Raw genomic sequence first — 21867 nt, forward strand, 5'->3', positions numbered from 1 at the left:
TCTGATATGAGGAAAAAATGATTAAAAAAGTGACAGTAGGAATTGTCGGTACAGGAAATATTGGAACGGATTTATTAATGAAAATTCAACGTTCTAAGTACCTAGAGTGTTCAATTTTTGCAGGCCGAAATCTTGCATCCTCAGGAATGAGTAGGGCAGCATCAATGGGTGTTAGGGTTAGTGATGAGGGTATTGATGCGATAGTTAACCAGCCAGACTTATGTCAAATAGTATTTGATGCTACTTCAGCGGGAAGTCATTTAATTCATGCTCCCATATTGAAGTCTTTGGGTAAGTTTGTGATTGATATGACGCCTGCAAAAATTGGATTGTTGTGTGTTCCAGAAGTAAATTTAGAGAAAGCAATCAATTCGAATAATGTGAATATGATTACTTGCGGGGGGCAGGCATCTATACCTTTAGCATATGCTATAACAAAGGTTCATCCTGAGATAAACTATATTGAAACAGTGTCCACAATTGCTTCAAGAAGCGCTGGACCTGGCACGAGAATCAATATTGATGAGTATATTGAGGCAACAGAAAAAGGGTTAAAAAAATTTTGCAAAGTTGAAAATGCGAAAGCCATGATTAATTTGAATCCTGCCAATCCCGCTATAGATATGCAGACTTCAGTGTTGGTTGAGGTTGATAATCCTAATATAAAAAAAATAGAGTTAGAAATTGATCAAATGGTTTCACGTATACAAAGATACGTTCCTGGCTATAAGTTAGTGTTGCACCCAACTTATGATAGTGGGCGGCTTTTAGTTACTGTAAGAGTTCAGGGTGTTGGTGATTATTTACCAAAATTTGCAGGAAACTTAGACATTATTAATTGCGCAGCCATTAATGTGGCTGAACATTACGCATTAAAGCTAGTAGAAGGTGTGAAGTAATGAGCAAAAATATTGATGTTACTTTATATGATGTGACTTTACGAGATGGTTCTCATGCCATTAAGCATTGTTTAACCAAAGAGCAGATAGTTAACTATGCTAGTTTAGCCGACGCAGCCGGAGTTGGTGTTGTTGAAGTTGGTCATGGAATTGGATTGGGTGCATCTTCTTTGCAAATTGGAAAAAGCTTGCTAGCAGATGAAGAGATGCTGACGTTGGCAAGAGATTGTTTGAAAAGTTCATTACTGGCGGTTCATGTGGTGCCGGGTTATGCAACAGTTGCAAGGGATATCTCTTTGGCGATTGATTGTGGTGTTGATGTTGTAAGGGTGGCTGCGCAATGTACCGAAGCTGATACTACAGAACAGCATATTTCATACGTTAGGGGAACAGGTAGAAGGGTATTTGCTGGGCTAATGATGGCTCATATGATTTCACCAGAGATGTTGGTGCAGGAAGCATTGAAAATGGAGTCGTATGGCGCTGAATGTATAACGATTTTGGATTCCGCTGGAGCGTTTTTGCCAGAAGATGTCTATAAGCGGGTTAGTTTACTTGTAAAGTCACTAAATATTCCTGTAGGGTTTCATGCGCATAATAATTTAGGGATGGCGATTGCAAATTCTTTAATTGCAGTTAAAGCTGGGGCAACCATAATTGATGGATCAATATCTGGCTTTGGCGGTGGGGCTGGGAATGCAAGCATTGAACTTCTTGCAGCCGTTTTTTCGATGGAAAAATATAGCACAGGTGTTGACTTATATAAATTGCTTGATGCTGCAGATATGGCAGAAGATATTTTTGAAGTTCTGCCCAAAATTACTAGTTCAAGTGTCGTTAGCGGTATGAGTGGTGTTGTTTCAGTTTTTTCAAAACCTGTTGCTCGCGCAGCTGAAATCTACAATGTTGATCCAAGAGATGTTTTTTTTGAGTTAGGCCGATTAGGAGCAATTGCAGGGCAGGAGGATTTGATAATTGAAGTTGCTCAAAACTTAGCTGAAAAGGTAGTTGATGATGCGTGATTTTATTGCGAAAGATTTAGAGCGCTCACTTGATGATATCTTGGAGCAGCTAAGTCCTTTAAGGGGGGCGGAGGTATTAATAACTGGTGGTACAGGCTTTGTAGGCTCATGGCTTGCAAGAGCACTGTGCTGGTTAAATGATTATAGAGCTTTTGATACTAAAATAATCTTATTATCGAGAACACCTTTGAAGTTAAAGGAAGCCGATGAGTGCTTTTTTGATAGGAGTGACGTTTCGTTTATTAAATCTGACATTAGAAGCATCAAAGAATTGCCACAATCAATAAGTTACATTATTCATGCAGCAGCCAGTCCAGATAATAGGGTTCATATGTCGGACCCTGTGAATACCATGGATGTGATTGCAAATGGTACAAAATCGATACTTGATGCAGCATCAAGGTTGGCTGATTTAAAGTGCGTTATGCATCTGAGTTCAGGGCAGGTTTATGAAAGCTTGAATAATGGAGAATTAATTGAAGAAGGCAGGCAAAGATGTGGCTTGAAATCAGGTATAACTTCTATTTACCCTGAAGCGAAACAATTTTCTGAGTCTTTGTGTATGGCATATAGGAGTCAATACAAAGTTCCTGTGGTTGTTGTGAGACCTTTTGCCTTTATAGGGCCATTTCAAAGCTTAAATAAGCCATGGGCCGTAAACTCTTTTCTACAAGAGGCATTAAATGCTCAGCCAATAAGAATTCTTGGAAATGGAAAGCCTAAGCGAAGCTATTTATACGCTACGGATATGGCGGCATGGCTTTTGGCAATGCTTGCAAGTGGGCGCGATGGTGGGGTCTATAATTTAGGTTCCTCTGAAGAAGTATCGCTTCTCGATGTTGCAGTAGCAATCAATTCAATACTAAAAGACAAAGTAGATATTGTTGTAAAAGAAATAGATTCATCTGAGTCAAAATTTATTCCAGATTTATCCTTCGTTAAGGAAAGTTTTAAGGTTAAGGAAAATTTCAGTTTTACCGAGGCTTTGAACCGCACAGTAGAGTGGAATCTTTATAGGTTGGGAAGAAAGTGATGAACAAAATAAGGGTGGCAGATTATATAGCGAATTACCTATATGAAGTGTTGGGTATAGAGCATGTGTTTCTAGTGACAGGTGGAGGTGCTATGTTTTTAAATGATGGCGTTGCCAAGCATGGGAAGTTGATCCCTATCTGCAACCATCATGAGCAAGCATCAGCTATGGCAGCAGTGGGATATGCAAAATATCAAAATTCCTATGCTGCAGTAATGACAACAAGTGGGTGTGGTGCAACTAATGCTGTGACAGGGGTGTTAGATGCTTGGCAAGACAATACGAGCGTATTTTTTATATCTGGTCAAGTCAAGAGAAAAGAAACAGTTTATAACTCGGAGCATAACGTCCGACAAGTAGGGGTGCAAGAGGCGAATATTGTTCCTATAGTTGAATCCATTACAAAGTACTCGGTGATGATTAATGATCCTACAGAGATTGCATACCATTTGGAAAAAGCAGCATTTCTGGCAAAAAATGGTCGTCCAGGACCTGTTTGGTTAGATATTCCGCAAGATGTTCAGGGGGCAATGGTAGAGCTGGATAAGTTGAAACACTTTGATGTATCTCGTGAATGTGCTGAACATTTTGCTCATGCAGAGGTTGAGGTAGAAGCGTTTTATGAGGTTTTGATGAACTCCAAAAGACCTATTATTCTTGCAGGGAACGGAGTAAGGTTGGCTGATGCTGTGCCTGAGTTTAATGAAATGGTTCTAAAATATCAAATCCCAGTTGTTACTACGTATTTAGCTATTGACCTTCTGAGTAATAGTGCCTTGAATATTGGACGAGTTGGGATTAAAGGTGATAGAGCAGGGAACTTTGCATTACAAAATTCTGACCTAGTGGTTGTCTTAGGTTCTAGGTTATCTGTTGCTGTAACAGGGTTTGAATACGATTTGTTTGCAAGAGATGCTCAAAAATATGTTGTTGATATCGACAAAGAAGAGCACATGAAAAACACAGTTCAAATAGATGAGTTTATTCACATGGATGTAAAAAAGTTCCTTTTAACATTAAATGGTTTTGCTCATGCTAAGTTGGCAATTGATGGTTGGCGGGACAAGTGCATTCATTGGAAGGAAAAATGGCCGGTAGCATCATCAAGTTATGAAATAAACAGTGCGCCTGTTAATTTATATACATCTATAAAATATTTAGAAAAGTATTTAAAAAAAGATACTGCGGTGGTCGCAGATGCTGGGTCTGCATATTATGTCACCGCGCAAGCGTTGCAAGTCAATTATCAGCAAAGGTACATTACTTCGGGTGCTCAAGCCGATATGGGTTTTTCAATTCCAGCTGCTATCGGAGTATCTGTAGCGAAGGCAGGAGAGGTTGTGGCGATTACAGGGGATGGATCATTTCAGATGAACATCCAAGAGCTACAGACAATAGTGCAGCATAAACTACCAGTAAAGCTTTTAATTTGGAATAACAATGGGTACCTATCAATCCGAACAACGCAGAATAAGTTTTTTGATGGCAGGTTAATGGGAACTGAATATGAGACTGGGATTTCATTTCCTGAAGTGGAGAAAATTGCAAAAGCATATGGCATAAGCTTTTACAAAGTCGAAACTCTAAGCGTTTTAGATAGTGTCTTGAAACAAGTTATGTCGGCAGATGGACCTGTAATTTGTGAAATAATTGCACCGCCTGATCAGGAGATTATACCTACGGTATCTTCTATTAGAAGAGATGACGGTACTATGCTTTCTATGCCTTTTGAGGACATGTATCCATTTTTGCCGAGAGATGAATTTCTTAAAGAAATGATTGTTGCCCCCATTGGTATATAAGTAATATTTATGAAAATAGCAATCCTTGGGGCAACAAGTCAAATAGCAAAAGATTTAATTCTGTCGATTAGAGATAGAGAGCCAGAGCATGAACTTATATTATTTTCTCGTTCAAATAAAAAAGTGTCTGAACAGTTTGAATTGTTGGGGGAGAGCGTAAATTACCCATGTTTTGAATATGTTGATTTTAATGAACAGTTTAGCTTTGATGTAATTATTAATTTTATTGGGATTGGTGATCCTGCAGCTGCACTTGATATGGGGCGAGATATATTTGAGGTTACAGAGTATTTTGATAATTTAGTACTAAACTATCTAAGAAACTGTCCTAGCAGTAAATATATTTTTATAAGCAGTGGAGCCGTATTTGGTGGAAACTTTGAAAGGCCAGTTGATAATAATACTACTTCAGTTATTCACCTTAATCAATTGCAGCAGACTGATTGGTACGGTGTCGCTAAACTTAATGCAGAGGCAAAGCACCGTGCGATACAACATTTTGATATTGTTGACGTTCGGGTATTTAATTACTTTAGTAGTACACTGAACGTTAATGCACGTTTTCTAATAACGGACATAATTCGTGCAATAAAAAATAAAGAAAAATTACAAACAGCACCCGAAAATATTGTTCGAGACTTTATTACACCAGTCGATTTTTACTACTTAATTTCTAGAATAATCCAGTCGCCACCTGGAGTTAACTTTGCTTTAGACTGCTATACAAAGGAACCTGTTGATAAATTCAGTTTGCTAAATACCTTCTCAGAAAAATATGGACTGGAGTATTGTATTAAGCGAGATGGAGTATCTGTGAATGCGACAGGTGCTAAGCTTAACTATTACTCTATAAATAAAATAGCTTACAAAGTTGGCTATCAACCATCAATGACTTCACTAGAGGGAGTTTTGGATCAGGTCAGAAAAATGAGTTTGATATCGTAATGCTGTCATTAAAAGCTTTTGCAGGATTAATAGAGAATGCACCGTTGGTGTCCATTGATTTACTTGTAAAAACAGATTCGCGGTTTTTACTGGGCAAAAGAATTAATAAACCAGCAAAAGGATTTTGGTTTGTGCCTGGAGGTCGAGTCTACAAGGATGAAACGATTGCTATGGCGATAAGGCGGATTTCATGCAAAGAAATAGGTAAAGAGCTATTTCTTGATGAGTTCGATTTTTTTGGGGTGTTTGAACACTTTTATAGTGATAGCTTTGTTTCAGAAGATGTTTCAACGCACTACATAGTGCTTGCATATAAGATAAAGTTGGATGTTCTACCTCAATCTATTCCAATGTCAGAGCATGATGAATTCAAGCTGTTTTCAAGAAGTGAAATTTTTCAGCACGAGTCCGTGCATGAATATACAAAACAGTATTTTACAGCAAAGGTTTAATATGAAAAAAGCGTTGATTACCGGGGTAACCGGACAGGATGGATCTTACTTAGCGGAGTTTTTATTGGAAAAAGGGTATGAGGTTCATGGAATTAAACGGCGGGCATCTTCGTTTAATACACAAAGAATCGATCATATATTTCAAGATCCGCATGTCGAGAATGCCCGGTTTAAGCTCCACTACGGTGACTTGACGGACTCCTCGAATTTGACACGCATCCTAAAAGAGGTTGAACCTGATGAGGTCTATAACCTTGGAGCGCAATCTCATGTTGCAGTCAGTTTTGAATCGCCTGAGTATACAGCAGATGTTGATGCCATAGGTACCTTACGCCTTTTGGAAGCGATTAGGTTCCTTGGGTTGGAAAAGAAGACTAAATTTTATCAAGCGTCGACGTCAGAATTGTTCGGCTTGGTACAAGAAACTCCTCAGAAAGAAACAACACCTTTTTATCCACGTTCACCGTATGCAGTGGCAAAGATGTATGCCTATTGGATTACTGTAAATTATCGGGAATCTTATGGGATGTATGCCTGCAATGGGATTTTGTTTAACCATGAATCACCGCGTCGTGGAGAAACCTTTGTAACCCGTAAGATTACAAGAGGGTTGGCGAATATCGCTCAAGGTTTGGAGCAATGTTTATATATGGGTAATATGGATGCACTTCGTGACTGGGGGCATGCAAAAGACTATGTCAGAATGCAGTGGATGATGTTGCAACAGGACCAGCCTGAAGACTTTGTGATCGCAACCGGGGTTCAATATTCCGTTAGACAATTTATCGATTGGTCTGCCAGAGAGCTTGGAATTACTCTTAAGTTTGCGGGGGAGGGGGAAAAAGAAATCGCTGTTGTTGAGAAAATTGAGAGTTCTAATGCTCCGGCATTAAAAGTTGGAGATGTCATCGTTAGAGTCGATCCACGTTATTTCCGTCCTGCAGAAGTGGAAACCTTGCTGGGAGATCCTTCAAACGCTAAGGAAAAGTTGGGATGGATGCCGGAAATTACAGTGCAAGAAATGTGTTCGGAAATGGTTGCAGAAGATTTGAAAGTTGCCAAGCGTCATGCACTTTTGAAAAAGCATGGGCATGACATTCCTGTTTCCGTGGAGTAGGAAGAGCTCATGAAGATATTGTTAACCGGCGCTAATGGCATGGTGGGAAAAAACATTCTCGAATCAGCTTTATCCTCTCAATTTGACTTTATTTTTCCATCAAGCTCGGAGTTGGACTTGCTTGATAAGGAACAAGTGGGTCGTTTCATGAAAAAACATTCTCCCGATATGGTTATTCATGCAGCCGGGATTGTTGGGGGCATTCAAGCCAATATTGCAAATCCAGTGAAATTCCTAGTGGATAACATGCAAATGGGATTGAATATACTAACCGAAGCGAGAGATGCTGGCGTTACACGTTTTATGAATATGAGTAGCTCTTGCATGTATCCCAGAGGTGCTCAAAACCCTTTATCGGAAGACTTGATACTAAAAGGGGAACTTGAGCCTACAAACGAAGGTTATGCACTAGCAAAAATTGCCAGCACCCGTCTTTGTGAATATATCCGTCGAGAAGATGAAGAGTATTTATATAAAACTGTGATTCCATGTAATCTCTATGGCAGGCATGACAAGTTTGATCCAAACCACTCACATATGATTCCCGCCGTGATTCGAAAGATATCAGAAGCAAAAGAGCAGGGCAAAGAGGTCATTGATATATGGGGTGATGGTCTGGCAAGAAGGGAGTTTATGTATGCCGGGGATTTAGCAAATTTCGTGTTTTATGCAATATCGAAGTTTGAAGAAATGCCTCAAAATATCAATGTAGGCCTGGGGCACGATTACACGATAAATGAATATTATCGGGCCATCGCCGATGTTATTGGTTTTGACGGGGAGTTTGAACATGATTTGTCAAAACCTGTAGGAATGAAACAAAAGTTGATTGATGATAGTCAGTTAAAAGAGTTTGGTTGGCGTTATAAAACTTCATTAGAAGATGGAATTCAGAAAACATATCAGTTTTATTTAGAGAGTATAAACAAATGAGTAATTATCCATTAGCGTCCAGCACGTGGGATGAGAAAGAATTGGCAGCCATTCAGAAAGTGGTCGACTCCAATATGTTTACGATGGGTAAATATGTTGCAGAATATGAGAAACTTTTTGCTGATTATTTTGGCTCGAAATATGCAGTGATGGTCAGTTCGGGCTCAACGGCGAATTTATTAATGGTCGCCGCTTTATTCTATACCCAAAATGAAAAGTACAAGCTTCAAAGAGGCGATGAAGTGATTGTTCCTGCCGTTTCATGGTCGACGACCTACTACCCGTTATATCAATATGGCTTGAAGATAAAGTTCGTCGATATCGATCCGCAGACCTTGAATATGGATTTAAATCAGCTGGAACTTGCGATTACAGATAAGACAAAAGCCATTTTGGCAGTCAACCTCCTTGGTAATCCAAACGACTTTTCCAAAATCCATGAGGTCATCGGGGATAGAGACATTCTTCTGTTAGAAGACAACTGTGAATCAATGGGAGCATCTTTGCAGGGGCAACAAGCCGGAACTTTCGGGTTGATGGGAACTTATAGTTCATTCTTCAGCCATCATATCGCAACGATGGAAGGTGGCTGTATCGTGACGGATGATGAGGAACTATATCACATCCTTTTGTGTATCCGAGCGCATGGTTGGACACGAAACCTGCCAAAAGAAAATTTGGTGTCCGGCACCAAAAGTGATGACCCATTTGAAGAAGCCTTTAAGTTCGTTTTGCCGGGTTATAATGCCCGACCGCTTGAAATGAGTGGCGCAATCGGGATCGAACAGTTAAAAAAATTACCTAGCTTCATTAAGAACCGCCAGGAGAATGGCGCGTATTTTACGGAGTTGTTTTTAGATCATCCATATTTGCAAATACAGCAAGAAATAGGTAAGAGCAGCTGGTTTGGCTTTTCACTAGTGATAAAAGATGGCTCAGAAGTTAACCGAAGTCAGATAGTTTCGAAGCTGATGGAAGGTGGAGTTGAATGTCGTCCAATTGTGTCGGGAAATTTTGCAAAAAACGAAGTTGTTAAGTATTTTGATTATGAAATCCATGACTCGTTAGATAATGCTGAATATATTGATGTAAATGGTTTTTTTGTGGGTAATCATCAGTTTGATATAAAAAACAAAATCTCTGACCTGCGCAAGTTATTGGGTTGATTTTATGAAGATTTTATACGTTGATCTTCTTTATGATTATGGCGATAAAACCAGAGGTTTAAACTTAATTGGTCAAGAAGGTTTCAAGTCTAGCTTTGAAAAGTTAGGGCATGATGTAGTACCTTTCTATTATGATGATTTTTTATCTAATCTTGAGGTGCTACAACAAAATTTGCTATCTGAAGCAGATAAAGTTATGCCAGATTTAATTTTTTTCTGCTTGTTTGAGAATCAGTTTGAGCATGAGACACTTGTTCAGTTGAAGAACAAATATACGACTGTTAACTGGTTTGGAGATGATCAGTGGAGGTTTGATAGTTTTACCAAATTTTATGCCAGTGATTTTACATGGTGTGTTACCACGGACTTATTCTCCGTTGAAAACTATAAAAAAATTGATCAACCCAATGTTATCTTGAGTCAATGGGCAGCCATTGATACGCATGTACAGTTTGATGAGTCGCAGATTTATAAGTATGACGTTTCTTTTGTTGGGGGATATCATCCATATAGAGAGTGGTTTATAAAACAACTCGGCGCAAGGGGAATCAATGTTGAAGTCTTTGGTAATGGTTGGGGGAATGGACCTCTTTCAGCAGAAGCTATGATGAGACTTTTTGCGGAATCAAAAATCAACCTCAATATATCCAATAGTAATAGTTATGATATTCGCTATCTATTTTCTTCACTAAGGGCTTTTAGCTCATCTATTAGGTCTTTAAAGTCGCATAGCCAGATTAAAGCAAGAAATTTTGAAATCCCCTTTTTTGGTGGGTTTCAGTTATCTGATTACGTTCCAGGTATTGAGCAATATTATGATCTTGGAAAAGAAATAGTGTGTTATTCAAGTGTTGATGATGCTGCCCTACAAATTAAATACTATTTAAGCAATGACTTTGAAAGAGAAGAAATTAGGAAGTTGGGGAATATAAAAGCCAAAAAAAATCATGGTTATAGTAATAGGTTTAAGAAAGTTTTTAGAGAGTTATCTCTTTGCAGATAAGTTTTATAGGAAAGTTAGTTGTTTGAATCACTAAGATGGTGAGCGCTATTAATTAGTTTTTATTCTGAATATAAAGAGATATTGTTTGCTAGAAATCAAGAGTAAATCATTGGAAGAAAATGTAGCTAGATTATTTTTTAGTCGAGTAAGTTTTGTTTTTTGGGTGTTGTTTGTAATTATGGTTTTTTTCGGAAAACACCTATTTGGCAGTCTAGTGACATTGTGGGACACGCACGATTTGGGATATGTAAACTTTTTATATTTCAGTGACTCAATTGGTAGCGGTTATATTCCATTTTGGAATCCTTTTATTCAATCTGGTGTGTTTTTTCCATCACTAAATAATGCAGGATTGTTCACATTTATTCAACTTCCATTTGCCCTTATGGCTCAGGTTTTAAATCCTGTGGTTGTATATGAGTGGTTAATACAGTTTTACTTGTTAGTAGCTGGAATCGGTGCGTACTTCTATTTTTCAATTATAAATGTTCAACGACCAGTAGCAATTTTTGCTGCAGTTTCCTTTTTAATGGTATTGATAAATTTTATAGGTCAAGTTTCATTTATAGTTTCTTTGTCAAGCTTTTTTTGGTTTTTGTACTTTTTTCATTTTATTGAGTTGCGCAAGTTAAATTTATCGCAAACATTTATGGTTGCTGCACTATTGGGGACTTATATAGTTAGTGGTTATCCTTGGATGAATTTTGTGGATATTGCCGTTTTGTTTACTTATGCAGTAGTACTCACGTATAGATCAGATGATAAGTTCAATGCTCGACTAAAAAAAATGTTGGCTTTTATTACAGTTGTTGTGTGTGTGTATCTTTTGTACATCATGCCTGGAGTGTTGAATTTAAGATCTGAATATAGTCTATTTTGGGGAGATTTAATTAATTATGAACCACGTTTAAGAAGTATAGGCGTTCAAGCTCCACAGTTATTTTTCCCGAATCTGAACCAAGCGATTATAAACTCTATTGAACCAGTATTAGCAAGTGCAAAGCTATGGGTTCAGGGGGTTGGGTTGGTGGTGTTTTTGGTGTTCGTGAACTCATTTTTGAGGGGAATAAAGTTTGATAGGTTGCAGTTTACATGGTGGGCTTTATTTGTTTGTTTTTTAGTTTATTCAGCTGCGCCATCACTACACTTACTGGGTGTAGTTAATTTGATTCCATTTTTTAATTCAAATAGGTGGTTTGGAATTGGATTGTTTTATGTCTGCATTTCAATAATTGCACTGACGTCCTACCGGTTGAATTTTTACTTTCATAAAGGATATAAGAGTTTTCATCAAATAATGTTTTTTTTGATAGCTGGTAATGTTACTTACTTTTATATGTTGCATAACCCAAACAATAACTGGGTTTCAAGCGCTGAGGTTTTTATTCATAAAGCAGATGCGCGTATAAAGGCTCCTTTGTACAACGGTAATGAAAGGATTCAGAGAAAAAGCAAAGAGTATATTTATAACAATACCGAGTGGTTAGAAAAGAAGGTTCCTACAACTCATGGATATAATAATCTTGGTAATCCATGGTATTGGAGTTTTAAAAATTCTGAATTATTCAAAAACATTGTTTCAATAACCAGAGATGTTCGAGTAATCAAAAAGCTTGATCGAATTGATTATTCATCAGATAACCAATTTTATGATGCATATGTTAGAGCGGTGCAGGAAACCTTTCCTAGTTTTGGTGTCTTTAAGAAAGATGCGCCTAACTTTACCCCAGATAAGCAGCTTAAAGTTCAGGGCTTGAGTGTTCAAACAACACCTAATCAAACGAAAGTTCATTTTGCAGTCAATAATAGTGCGCTATTGTCTTTCAATACTCCTTATGATCCTAGCTGGGAAGTTTACGTTAATGGTAAGCGAGCCACCATAATTAAAGTTAATGCTTTTTTTATGGGGGTTGTGCTACACAAAGCAGGTGAATACGATATTCAATTTAAGTATAGGCCTTACTTTACTTACCTGGTGTTTATCTCTGGGTATTTGGTTTTACTTGTGGCCTTACTAATCGGTTTTAGGGGTATGAGAAGAAATAAATGTATTTGAAATATTTGACTATAGGTGTAGTTAATACACTTGTTGGTTATTTTTTGTTGGTAGTGCTTTTGTTTTTTGGATTTCATTATGCTGCGGCCGTTTTGTTGGCAACAGTTGCAGGGATTCTGTTTAATTACCGTACATATGGTATTTATGTTTTTAATAACAAATCATGGCGTTATTTATTCAGGTTTTTTATGATTTATGCTGCATTGTATTTTTTAAATGTGTCAATAATAGCGTTCTTTAATCAATATAACATGAATTTATACTTGGCTAGCTTTCTAGCACTTATTCCAATTGCGTATTTGAGCTTTTTTTTAAATAAGAGATATGTGTATGCAAAAAAAAATTAGTATTGTAACTCCGTGTTATAACGAAGAAGCAAATGTCAAAGAGTTATATGAACAAGTAAAAAACGTAATCTCGTCTGAACTGCCTAGTTACGATTATGAACACATTTTTATAGATAATGCTTCAACTGATAAAACAGGCGATGTTTTAAAAGAGATCGCTTCAACTGATAAAAAGTTAAAAATAATCATTAATTCAAGAAATTTTGGCCATATTCGTTCCCCTGTGTATGGGCTAACCCAAGCTTCTGGTGATGTTGTGTTCCTTGTTGTTGCTGATTTACAAGACCCACCAAGTTTAATTCCTAAATTTATTGCAGAATATGAAAATGGTTACAATATTGTTCTTGGAGTCAAGCAAAGTAGTTCTGAAAATAAGTTGATGTATAAACTTCGTGAGTTTTACTATTCTGTTTTGCATAAAATGTCAGAAGTAGAGATATTCAAAAACTTTACAGGGTTTGGCTTGTACGATAGAAAGTCCATAAATGCATTAAAATCAATTAGAGATCCATATCCTTTTTTCAGAGGCATGGTTGCTGAAGTAGGTTTTAGGGTAAAGAAAATACAATATGACCAGCCAGTAAGAGTGAGAGGAATAACTAAAAATAACTTTTATACTCTTTATGACATAGGTATTTTGGGTTTAATCAACAATTCTAAAGTGATGCTTAGAATGGCTATATTTGTAAGTGTAATGATTGGCACTATTTCGTTTTTAATTGGTGTTGTCTATTTGGTAATGAAAATAGTTTACTGGGATCAAATGCCTGTTGGTGTTGCTCCTTTGGTTATTGGAGGGTCGTTTGCATTCTCTGTACTGCTGTTTTTTATCGGAATTTTAGGGGAGTATATTGGTCAAATTTATACTCAGGTCTTGGATAGACCTTTGGTTTTTGAGCAGGAAAGAATAAATTTTGATTAAAGCTTCAATAGTGGTGCCCGAGGCATATCAAGAAAACAAACTGTTTGATTTAAATAACTCGGCACTTAATCGTGATAATTGTTTATACCCATTTCATCTGCTAAAAGAGGGTTTTAAGGGAAAAGGGTATGATTTGGCTACGTCCGATATCAATGAGCCTTCAAGTTCTAATATTGTAATCTATAACGAGATGCCTAAGCATTTGCCAATGCTTGGTGAAAGAGAAAAATCTTTTTTGTTACTTTTTGAAAGTAAGTTGATTAAGCCGGATAATTGGGATATTGAAAAGCACCAGTTTTTTAATAAAGTTTTTACTTGGCATGATGATTTTGTTGATAATGAAAAGTACTTTAAGATTACGTTTCCGATGTGTTTTCCTGAAAAAATTTCAAAAGAACTATCTAAGAAAGAAAAGCTTTGCACATTAATAGCGGGCAATAAGACGGTAAGTCATCCTTTGGAGTTATATTCCAAAAGGGTTGAGGCAATAAGGTGGTTTGAAAACCATCATATTGACCAATTCGATTTGTATGGAATTGGGTGGGATAGCTGCCATTTTAAAGGTCCTAAACTTTTTAGAGCACTGAATAGAATTAAATTCCTTTCCAAGCTTTTAGCGCCAAAATTCCCGTCATATCAAGGTAAAGTAGAAAAGAAAAAAAATGTTCTTGAAAAGTATAAGTTCGTGATATGTTTCGAAAATGCGAAAGATATTCCGGGCTATATTACAGAGAAAATCTTTGATTGCTTTATTGCTGGTAGTGTCCCGATTTATTGGGGGGCTTCCAATGTGAACTCATATATTCCAAGTGGCTGCTATGTAGATATGAAGAACTTTTCAAGTTATGAAGAGTTATATCAGTTTATTTCAAAGATGCCAGATAATGAATACAGCCATTATTTAGATGAAATAGAATCATTTCTGTTGTCAAAAGGAGCAGATGTTTTTTCTGCTGAGCACTTTGTTCGAACAGTAATAAGTCAAACAGTAAGCTAACTGAAGCGATAATGTTTAGTAATAGAAAAATTTATTAGAAGTTATGAGGTTAGTCGATTGATTAATGTTATTTTGTGTGGAGGCTCAGGAACGAGACTGTGGCCACTAAGTCGAACAATGCTTCCTAAGCAGTTTGTTCGGTTATTTGATGGGCATTCCCTTTTTCAAGATACGCTCATTCGTAATCAATCTGTCTGTAACCACTCTTTTATTGTTTCGAATACAGAGCAGTTTTTTCTTGCAGCAGATCAATTAAGTCAAGTTGCTTCATTAAAAGCGGATTTTTTATTGGAGCCTATTGGGCGTAACACTGCACCAGCTATCGCACTTGCATGTTTGGCTTTAGAACAAGATGATGTCGTGCTTGTAACAACGTCCGATCATTTGGTCAAAGATCAAAAGGCATATGAAGAGGCTGTAATAAAAGCTAAGGCTCTAGCTGAAGAGAATAATCTAGTAACCTTTGGTATTCGCCCAACATACCCTGAAACCGGTTTTGGTTATATTGAGGCGTCTGACCAAGATGTACTCTCTTTCAAGGAAAAGCCCGATGTTGATTCAGCTAAGTTGTATCTGGAAAAGGGGAATTATTTTTGGAACTCTGGAATGTTTTGTTTCAAAGCCGGCGTGTTTTTGAAGGAACTTGAAAGACTTTCTCCAGAAGTTTATCAAGCATCTGTAGAAGCGATAAATTTAGCATGCGAAGAAGACTACTCTTTGGATAGTAGAGTGTTTAAAGTTGGATTAGATGCTATGCAAAATATTCCTGAAGACAGTATTGATTATGCAGTAATGGAAAAGTCTGACATTGTTAAAGTGGTTCCCTGTGATATGGGGTGGTCAGACTTAGGAAGCTTTGACGCGCTGTATGATGAAGTGAAAGCATCATTTGATGATAATGCGGTATTGCCAAGGTTAAACAATTCTCCAGAACCAATATGTGTTGATGCTAAAAATAACCTCTTAGTTACTAGAGATCGACAAATAGCATTGATTGATGTCGAAGAGTTACTAGTAGTTGATACTTCAGACGCGATTTTAATTTCGAAAAGAGGCAGTTCTCAAAAAGTTAAGCAAGTCGTTGCTGAGATTAAAAAAAGTGCTCCAGAATTAGCGGAAGTCCACCGTTTGGCTCATCGCCCTTGGGGGACGTATGAGGTTTTGGTTGACTCAGAGCAATATAAAGTTAAACGTATAGTTGTAAAGCCAGGCAGCAAGCTTTCTCTGCAAAAACATTTTCACCGCAATGAGCACTGGATTGTGGTTTCTGGAACGGCCACTGTCACTGTTAATGAAGAAAGGTTTCTAGTGAGGGCGAATGAATCAACCTATATACAGATGGGACAGTTACATCGCTTAGAAAACGAAGGCAAAATTGATTTGGTGATGATAGAAGTGCAGGTAGGTGAGTACACAGGTGAAGATGACATTGTAAGAGTAGAGGATGTTTATGGAAGGTAGGGAGAAAACCTTGCAGTGTTTCAAGGCCTATGACATTCGAGGGAAAGTGCCAGAAGAACTGAATGAGAACCTGGCATATCAAGTAGGGCGGGCATTTGTTTCAGAGTTGTCTGCAAAAAAAGTTGTTGTTGGTCAGGATGTCAGGCTAGAAAGCCCAGAGATTGCATCTTCATTGGCGAGAGGAATTGTGGATTCGGGAGCAGATGTTCTGGATATTGGTTTATGTGGAACGGAAGAAGTTTATTTCAGCACCTTTCATCATGAGGTAGATGGAGGCATCATGGTTACTGCCAGCCATAACCCTAAGGGGTACAATGGCATGAAATTGGTAGCAGCAGGAGCACGTCCTATATCTGGTGATTCCGGTCTCAAAGACATTGAGCGAAGAGTTATTGAAAAGGACTTTAAAAAAATTAAGCCTGAGATTGGTAGAGTTACCAAAATGTTGGATAAGTCGTTGTATGTTCAACACTTGCTCTCTTATGTTGATTTGTCTTTACTAAAGCCTTTCAAAATAGTTATGGATGCTGGTAATGGTTCCGCAGGTGCTGTGATAAAGGAAATTGTTGAATCGTTGCCATTTGAATGTGTCTTTTTGAATGAAGTGCCAGATGGCACGTTCCCAAATGGTGTTCCAAACCCTTTGATACCTGAAAATAGGGCTGTAACTTCCAGGGCAGTTAAAGAGCACCAGGCAGACTTGGGCATTGCATGGGATGGTGACTTTGATCGTTGCTTTTTATTTGATGAATATGGGGAGTTCATAGAAGGGTATTATTTGGTAGGTTTATTGGCTGAAACCCTTCTGACTAAGAGCCCGGGTGAAAAGATCATTCATGATCCTAGGTTAACATGGAATACTATCGAGCAAGTTCAAAAAGCAGGCGGAATTCCTATTCAGTCAAAAACCGGGCATGCATTCATTAAAGAGCGGATGCGAAGGGAAGACGCAATTTATGGTGGAGAAATGTCAGCGCACCACTACTTCAAGAGTTTTGCTTATTGTGATTCGGGAATGATTCCATGGTTGTTAATCGCGGAGTTAATGTCAAAAACTGATAAGAAATTATCTGACCTTGTTGATGCGCGAGTGAGGGCTTTTCCTTGTAGCGGGGAAATTAACTACACCGTTGATGATGCATCTAAAGTTATAGAAAAAGTTGAAGATTATTATTCATCACAGAAACCTATAGTCGACTATACAGATGGTGTTAGCCTTGAGTTTGATAATTGGAGAATGAATCTTAGAGCTTCAAATACAGAGCCTTTGTTAAGACTGAATATAGAGAGCAGAGGAGATAAAAATTTGGTTTTGGAAAAAGTGAAAGAAGTTGAAAGACTTGTAGTCGACTCTCAGAAAGAACATCACCTACAATATGTTAGCCCCTAATAGGCTAGCTATTCAATATTACAAGAGAATATTTTGTCTTTAGTTATTTTTGGAAGGCTAGCTCAATTCATAGTCGCTCTTATAACAATAAAAGTCGCAACGAGCTTATTAACCCCATCTGAAATGGGGAAGGTGTCGTTGATACTTAGTACAGTAGCTTTTTTTGTGCTTTTATTGGTAAATCCGGTTGGTATGTTTATCAATCGTAGGCTTCACTCATGGAATGAAACGGGAAAGGCAAAAAAATACTTTATATATCACCTGTATTACCTCTGTTTGATATCTCTATTTTCTGCAGTTTTTTTGTATTGGCTTTACAATAGTGGAGTGCTTGATTTTGGCGTTCAGATATATTGGCTGATCTTTCTGACGGGCGCATCTATAGTTTTTAATACAATTAATCAAACATCCATCCCTTCGTTAAACCTGCTTGGATATACGCCTCAGTTTGTTATTCTGACGGTTGCTACAGTTTCAAGTAGCTTCTTTTTCGCTGTCCTTTTAGTTTATCTGTATGCTTATGAAGCTAAATATTGGGTGCTGGGCATCTTAGCGGGTCAGCTGGTTTTAGGTTTATTTGGCTTAAAAATTCTGTTTTCAAAACTTGGAAAATATGAAAGCCCGAGTTCCCATATGGCAATTAGTAGAAAGCATTTGGTTTCTCTTTTTAGCTTTTCTTGGCCAGTAATGATAGCTGCTGTTTTAGGTTGGTCTCAATTCCAAGGTTATCGGTATGTTGTTGAATGGCAAATAGGTTTGGCTTCATTGGGGCTGTTTGCTGCTGGCTATGGAGTAAGTGCAGGGCTAATAGCTGGTTTTGAGTCGGTGCTGACAACCTATTTCCAGCCAAAAATGTACAAGGATATAAACTCAAAACAACATAATGAGCAATTGGTTTGGCAAAGGTATGCAAAATCAGTCATTCCCTCGGCATTATTGGTTGTGGGGTTGATTGCCATATTGTCCGATGACCTTGTGCGAATATTTTTAGGGGAAAAGTTTTATGCCGCCAAAGAGTTTGTTGTTTGGGGGGCTTTGTCAGAAGGAGCTAGAGTAGTCATTGGTGTTTATTCGTTAATTGCGCATATTAAAATGAAGACACAGTGGTTAATTGTTCCTAGTGTAATTGGTGCGGTTCTATCTATTTCGTTATCAATTATTTTTTTGCAGAAATTCGGTGTGTTGGGCGTGGGGATTGCTTTATCAGTAGCCGGACTAGCTTCTATAGTAGCAATTCATGTGCTTTTGGCAAAACACGTAGCAGCAAGCTTCCTAATTTTTAAGTTAATACTTCCCGTTGGAGCATTTATTGCATTACTTTGGGGGTGGTCAATGATTATTGGCGATTTGATAAGTGGCTATGGCGGGGTGGAAATAATACTGAGAACGACTATAATTGGACTGCTTTATATCGCGCTTCAGTATTTATTGCTGCGAGATTTTGTTAGGGAAGCGCATTAGTACAAATTGCAGTTAAGAATTAAATTTAAATGATTCCAGAGGGGTAAGAAAGAATCCCCATTTTTAAAGAGAAATACATGGTTTTTCATGTGCCTACAAAGAGTTTTAACTTTACAGTTCCTATGACAAATAGCCCCCCTTTAGTTTGTATTTGCATGCCTACCTATAATTCGGAAAAAACAATTGGTTCAACATTGGAATCGATTCTAAATCAAACTTATTCAAATTTTATTGTCAAAATATCTGACAATGCATCTACTGATAGAACATTAGAAATTATTCGGTCATATCAAGACCCTAGAATTAGTATTTTTACAAGTGACAAAAATATTGGTGGAGAAGGAAATTTTAACCGCTGTATCGAATTGTCAGAAGGAGAGTATACTGCTATCTTTCACTCCGACGATATCTATGATCCTAGAATGCTCCAAGAGCAGGTTTCATTTATGGAGAAAGAGCCTTCAGCAGGGGCTGTTTTCACTGAGGCAAGGGTTATCGATGAAGCCGATAAAAGAATTGGCTATATCAAGTTGCCAAAGATTTCTACTCATGAAAGCTCTAGCCTATATGGCTTTGAAACTCTTTTCAAAGCAGTTCTAAAGCATTCCAACTTTTTTATCTGTCCAAGTTTTATGGTTAGGACAAGTGTTTATAAACATGAAGTTGTTTGTTGGAAGGGGGAACAGTTCAGGTCTAGTGCAGATTTAGATGTTTGGCTTAGAATCTTGAGTAAAAACAAAATAGGTCATATAGCTAAACCTTTGATCCACTATCGGCTTAGCAATTTGCAGGGTTCAGCCTCTATCAGGAAAGGTGTAGAAGAAGCTGACTTTTTTTTGGTTATAAACCACTATTTGGCAAAAAAAGAAGTACAAGAACTCTTAGGTAAGCATGATGGTCTGAATTACAGAGATCTTGTAAGAAGAGACCATGTTATGAGAGCAATAAATTTATTTTTGTCAGGCAGAGAGCAAGAGTCAGGTAATCTTCTAGGAAAAGTCTTTTCTTGGGAAATGTTTCAAAGATCTTGCCAGTCTAAAAAGGGTGTCATTACTTTGATAGGGGCGCTTTATCTGAAGTTTATTTTGTTTTTTAAGCTAAGAAGGTTTGGCGCAGTCTCTCTAGACGCCATTAAGTCTAGATTTAACAAGTGAAAGATTGTCATTGTGTATAGTCAAAACTCCTCTAGATTAGCGCTAAATTTATCATTATCAATATTGCTTCTAACAACAGTCTTTTCGTGGTTTCTCTTTCCTATTTTGGTGAAGTTTCTTGCCCCTTTTGCATTTAGGCTTGGATTCATTCTAATTTTTTCGATGGCTATCATCATAAATTTTAAATACAGTACTGCAAATAAGCTTACTTTTTCGAAAGAAGAGAGACTTTTGTTTTTGTTTTGGGTGGGGTATTTGTGTACTTTGACTGTAGCAACTATTATTGCTAATGATTTATATGCCTATATACAGCTTTCAAGTAGGATACTTAAAGTATTATTCTTTGTTTTTTTATTGTTTTATATTGATAAGACTTACATCTATAAAATATTTTCAATTTATGCAAACCTGATGTCTGTGATAGTTATTATGGCAATCATTGAACTGGTCTAATGGAAACGGACACTTCAATGAGAGACAATAGATGTTGTCGAATCTAGGAGTGGTTATGAATCAGAAGCGAGTTTATAAAACTTACACCAAAGAATTTAAACAAGAAGCGGTCGCGCTTGTCACTGAACAAGGTTATAGCGTTGCTGAAGCGGCGCAAGCGCTAGGCGTTAATCCAAACTTGCTTTACAAGTGGAAAGACAAGCTTGAAGCGCAAACCAATGGTGCGGCCTTAAGCGATAATGAGCGTGAAGAACTCAAAAAGCTGCGAGCTGAAAACAAGCGGCTTCGAATGGAAAAAGACATTTTAAAAAAGGCCTCAGCCTTCTTCGCCCGAGAAATGCACTAGGATTTGAGTTTATCCATACGTTGGCGCAAGAAGGCTACTCGGTTAAATTAAGCTGTAAGGTGATGAGTTTTAGCCGCTCCGGCTATTACGATTGGATCAAGCGTCCCAAGGCTATTATTACCGAAGAACAACTGCGACTGTATCGGCGAGCTAAAGCCCTTTTTATAGCCAGTCGAAACAGTCTCGGTTCACGAGAACTGATGAAGCGATTACGTAAAGAAGGCTTTAAGGTTGGGCGCCACAAAGTCATCAAGTTAATGGAAATCTTAAACCTAAAGGTTGAACAGCGTGTTGCATTCAAAGTCACCACAAAACGGGACCCAAGCCACGCTGTGGCAGATAACCTTGTGAACATGGACTTTAACCCCACAGGCATGAATCAAGTGTGGGCCGGTGATATCACCTATTTAAAAACCGCACAGGGTTGGCTATACCTGAGCGTGGTGATGGACTTGTACTCACGCCGGATTATCGGTTGGTCAATCAGCCCGCGCATGACCACCGAACTCGTGCTTGAGTCGCTCAAGCAAGCCTACTGGCTTAGAAAGCCGCCCAAAGGGGTGATCTTCCATAGTGATCGTGGATCACAATACACCAGTGACGCATTTAGAGCGCAGCTGAAACAATTCAAAATCCGAGCCTCAATGGGCGATGTTGGCGCGTGTTGGGATAATGCCGTGGTTGAAAGGTTCTTTGGCAGTTTAAAGCATGACTGGCTGCTCAAAGTACATCAACCTAACCATGAGCATATGATTGACGATGTGAAAGCGTATATGCGTTATTACAACTTAGAAAGGCTTCATACAAGCAATGGTGACATGAGTCCTATTGAATATGAAAATTATAAACGTGATGTGTCCGAAATTGCTTGACCAGTACATTATGGTTTGTCTCCGCTATATGCTCCC

Annotated in this window: 19 protein-coding genes; all 19 read left to right on the forward strand. The window is 37.9% G+C overall.

The window, feature by feature from the left end; all coding sequences use genetic code 11:
- Positions 1 to 17 precede the first annotated feature (17 nt).
- The 19 genes from HVMH_RS02915 (at position 18) to HVMH_RS03005 (ending at position 21831) form a co-directional block, all read left to right on the forward strand.
- Entirely contained in the window at positions 18 to 899 is an 882-nt protein-coding gene (locus HVMH_RS02915) for an acetaldehyde dehydrogenase (acetylating) (RefSeq protein ID WP_029907708.1), read from the forward strand.
- On the forward strand, positions 899 to 1921 hold the full coding sequence (gene dmpG / locus HVMH_RS02920; protein WP_029907710.1) for a 4-hydroxy-2-oxovalerate aldolase: 1023 nt from the start codon (positions 899 to 901) through the stop codon (positions 1919 to 1921). Before HVMH_RS02915 ends, dmpG begins: the two co-directional genes overlap by 1 nt.
- Positions 1911 to 2954, forward strand: coding sequence for an NAD-dependent epimerase/dehydratase family protein (locus HVMH_RS02925; RefSeq protein WP_081822781.1), 1044 nt, complete (start codon positions 1911 to 1913; stop codon positions 2952 to 2954). Before dmpG ends, HVMH_RS02925 begins: the two co-directional genes overlap by 11 nt.
- The gene (locus tag HVMH_RS02930; RefSeq protein ID WP_029907714.1) at positions 2954 to 4756 is read left to right on the forward strand and encodes a thiamine pyrophosphate-binding protein; all 1803 of its coding nucleotides are present in this window, start codon (positions 2954 to 2956) and stop codon (positions 4754 to 4756) included. Before HVMH_RS02925 ends, HVMH_RS02930 begins: the two co-directional genes overlap by 1 nt.
- A gap of 9 nt (positions 4757 to 4765) precedes the next feature.
- Positions 4766 to 5701 carry an NAD-dependent epimerase/dehydratase family protein gene (locus tag HVMH_RS02935; protein WP_029907715.1) on the forward strand — a complete coding sequence of 312 codons (936 nt, stop codon included), beginning with the start codon at positions 4766 to 4768 and terminating at the stop codon, positions 5699 to 5701.
- The gene (locus tag HVMH_RS02940) at positions 5701 to 6153 is read left to right on the forward strand and encodes a GDP-mannose mannosyl hydrolase (protein WP_029907717.1); all 453 of its coding nucleotides are present in this window, start codon (positions 5701 to 5703) and stop codon (positions 6151 to 6153) included. The genes HVMH_RS02935 and HVMH_RS02940 overlap by 1 nt, the downstream gene beginning before the upstream one ends.
- Position 6154: 1 nt before the next feature.
- Positions 6155 to 7270: a GDP-mannose 4,6-dehydratase gene (gene gmd, locus HVMH_RS02945; protein WP_029907718.1), complete on the forward strand. Its 1116-nt coding sequence runs from the start codon at positions 6155 to 6157 to the stop codon at positions 7268 to 7270.
- Between the two features lie 9 nt (positions 7271 to 7279).
- Positions 7280 to 8203, forward strand: coding sequence for a GDP-L-fucose synthase family protein (locus tag HVMH_RS02950; RefSeq protein ID WP_029907720.1), 924 nt, complete (start codon positions 7280 to 7282; stop codon positions 8201 to 8203).
- Positions 8204 to 8244: 41 nt separating this feature from the next.
- Complete coding sequence (locus tag HVMH_RS02955) at positions 8245 to 9369, forward strand: DegT/DnrJ/EryC1/StrS family aminotransferase (protein WP_232087796.1); 1125 nt, start codon at positions 8245 to 8247, stop codon at positions 9367 to 9369.
- Positions 9370 to 9373: 4 nt separating this feature from the next.
- A complete protein-coding gene (locus tag HVMH_RS02960) occupies positions 9374 to 10372 on the forward strand; it encodes a CgeB family protein (protein WP_029907724.1) in 999 nt (332 codons plus the stop codon).
- 85 nt (positions 10373 to 10457) lie between these two features.
- Positions 10458 to 12428 (forward strand): YfhO family protein, encoded by a 1971-nt coding sequence (locus HVMH_RS02965; protein WP_029907726.1) that lies wholly within the window; start codon positions 10458 to 10460, stop codon positions 12426 to 12428.
- Complete coding sequence (locus tag HVMH_RS11900; RefSeq protein ID WP_051623171.1) at positions 12419 to 12775, forward strand: GtrA family protein; 357 nt, start codon at positions 12419 to 12421, stop codon at positions 12773 to 12775. Before HVMH_RS02965 ends, HVMH_RS11900 begins: the two co-directional genes overlap by 10 nt.
- Positions 12759 to 13697, forward strand: coding sequence for a glycosyltransferase family 2 protein (locus HVMH_RS02975; RefSeq protein WP_029907729.1), 939 nt, complete (start codon positions 12759 to 12761; stop codon positions 13695 to 13697). The genes HVMH_RS11900 and HVMH_RS02975 overlap by 17 nt, the downstream gene beginning before the upstream one ends.
- Positions 13690 to 14694 carry a glycosyltransferase family 10 domain-containing protein gene (locus HVMH_RS02980; protein ID WP_029907731.1) on the forward strand — a complete coding sequence of 335 codons (1005 nt, stop codon included), beginning with the start codon at positions 13690 to 13692 and terminating at the stop codon, positions 14692 to 14694. Before HVMH_RS02975 ends, HVMH_RS02980 begins: the two co-directional genes overlap by 8 nt.
- A gap of 57 nt (positions 14695 to 14751) precedes the next feature.
- Positions 14752 to 16155: a mannose-1-phosphate guanylyltransferase/mannose-6-phosphate isomerase gene (locus tag HVMH_RS02985; protein ID WP_029907734.1), complete on the forward strand. Its 1404-nt coding sequence runs from the start codon at positions 14752 to 14754 to the stop codon at positions 16153 to 16155.
- Positions 16139 to 17545: a phosphohexomutase domain-containing protein gene (locus HVMH_RS02990; RefSeq protein ID WP_408610127.1), complete on the forward strand. Its 1407-nt coding sequence runs from the start codon at positions 16139 to 16141 to the stop codon at positions 17543 to 17545. Before HVMH_RS02985 ends, HVMH_RS02990 begins: the two co-directional genes overlap by 17 nt.
- Before the next feature lie 33 nt (positions 17546 to 17578).
- Complete coding sequence (locus HVMH_RS02995; RefSeq protein WP_029907738.1) at positions 17579 to 19006, forward strand: oligosaccharide flippase family protein; 1428 nt, start codon at positions 17579 to 17581, stop codon at positions 19004 to 19006.
- A 77-nt stretch (positions 19007 to 19083) separates the two neighbouring features.
- Positions 19084 to 20160, forward strand: a complete 1077-nt coding sequence (locus tag HVMH_RS03000; protein ID WP_029907740.1) for a glycosyltransferase — start codon at positions 19084 to 19086, stop codon at positions 20158 to 20160.
- A 508-nt stretch (positions 20161 to 20668) separates the two neighbouring features.
- Positions 20669 to 21831 (forward strand): IS3 family transposase gene (locus HVMH_RS03005; protein WP_155988733.1). Its coding sequence is split into 2 segments (ribosomal slippage): positions 20669 to 20933 and positions 20933 to 21831, totalling 1164 coding nucleotides; the frame shifts between segments, so codons are not numbered across the junction.
- The last annotated feature ends 36 nt before the right edge of the window (positions 21832 to 21867 follow it).

This window comes from Hydrogenovibrio marinus, from assembly GCF_013340845.1.
GTDB lineage: Bacteria > Pseudomonadota > Gammaproteobacteria > Thiomicrospirales > Thiomicrospiraceae > Hydrogenovibrio > Hydrogenovibrio marinus.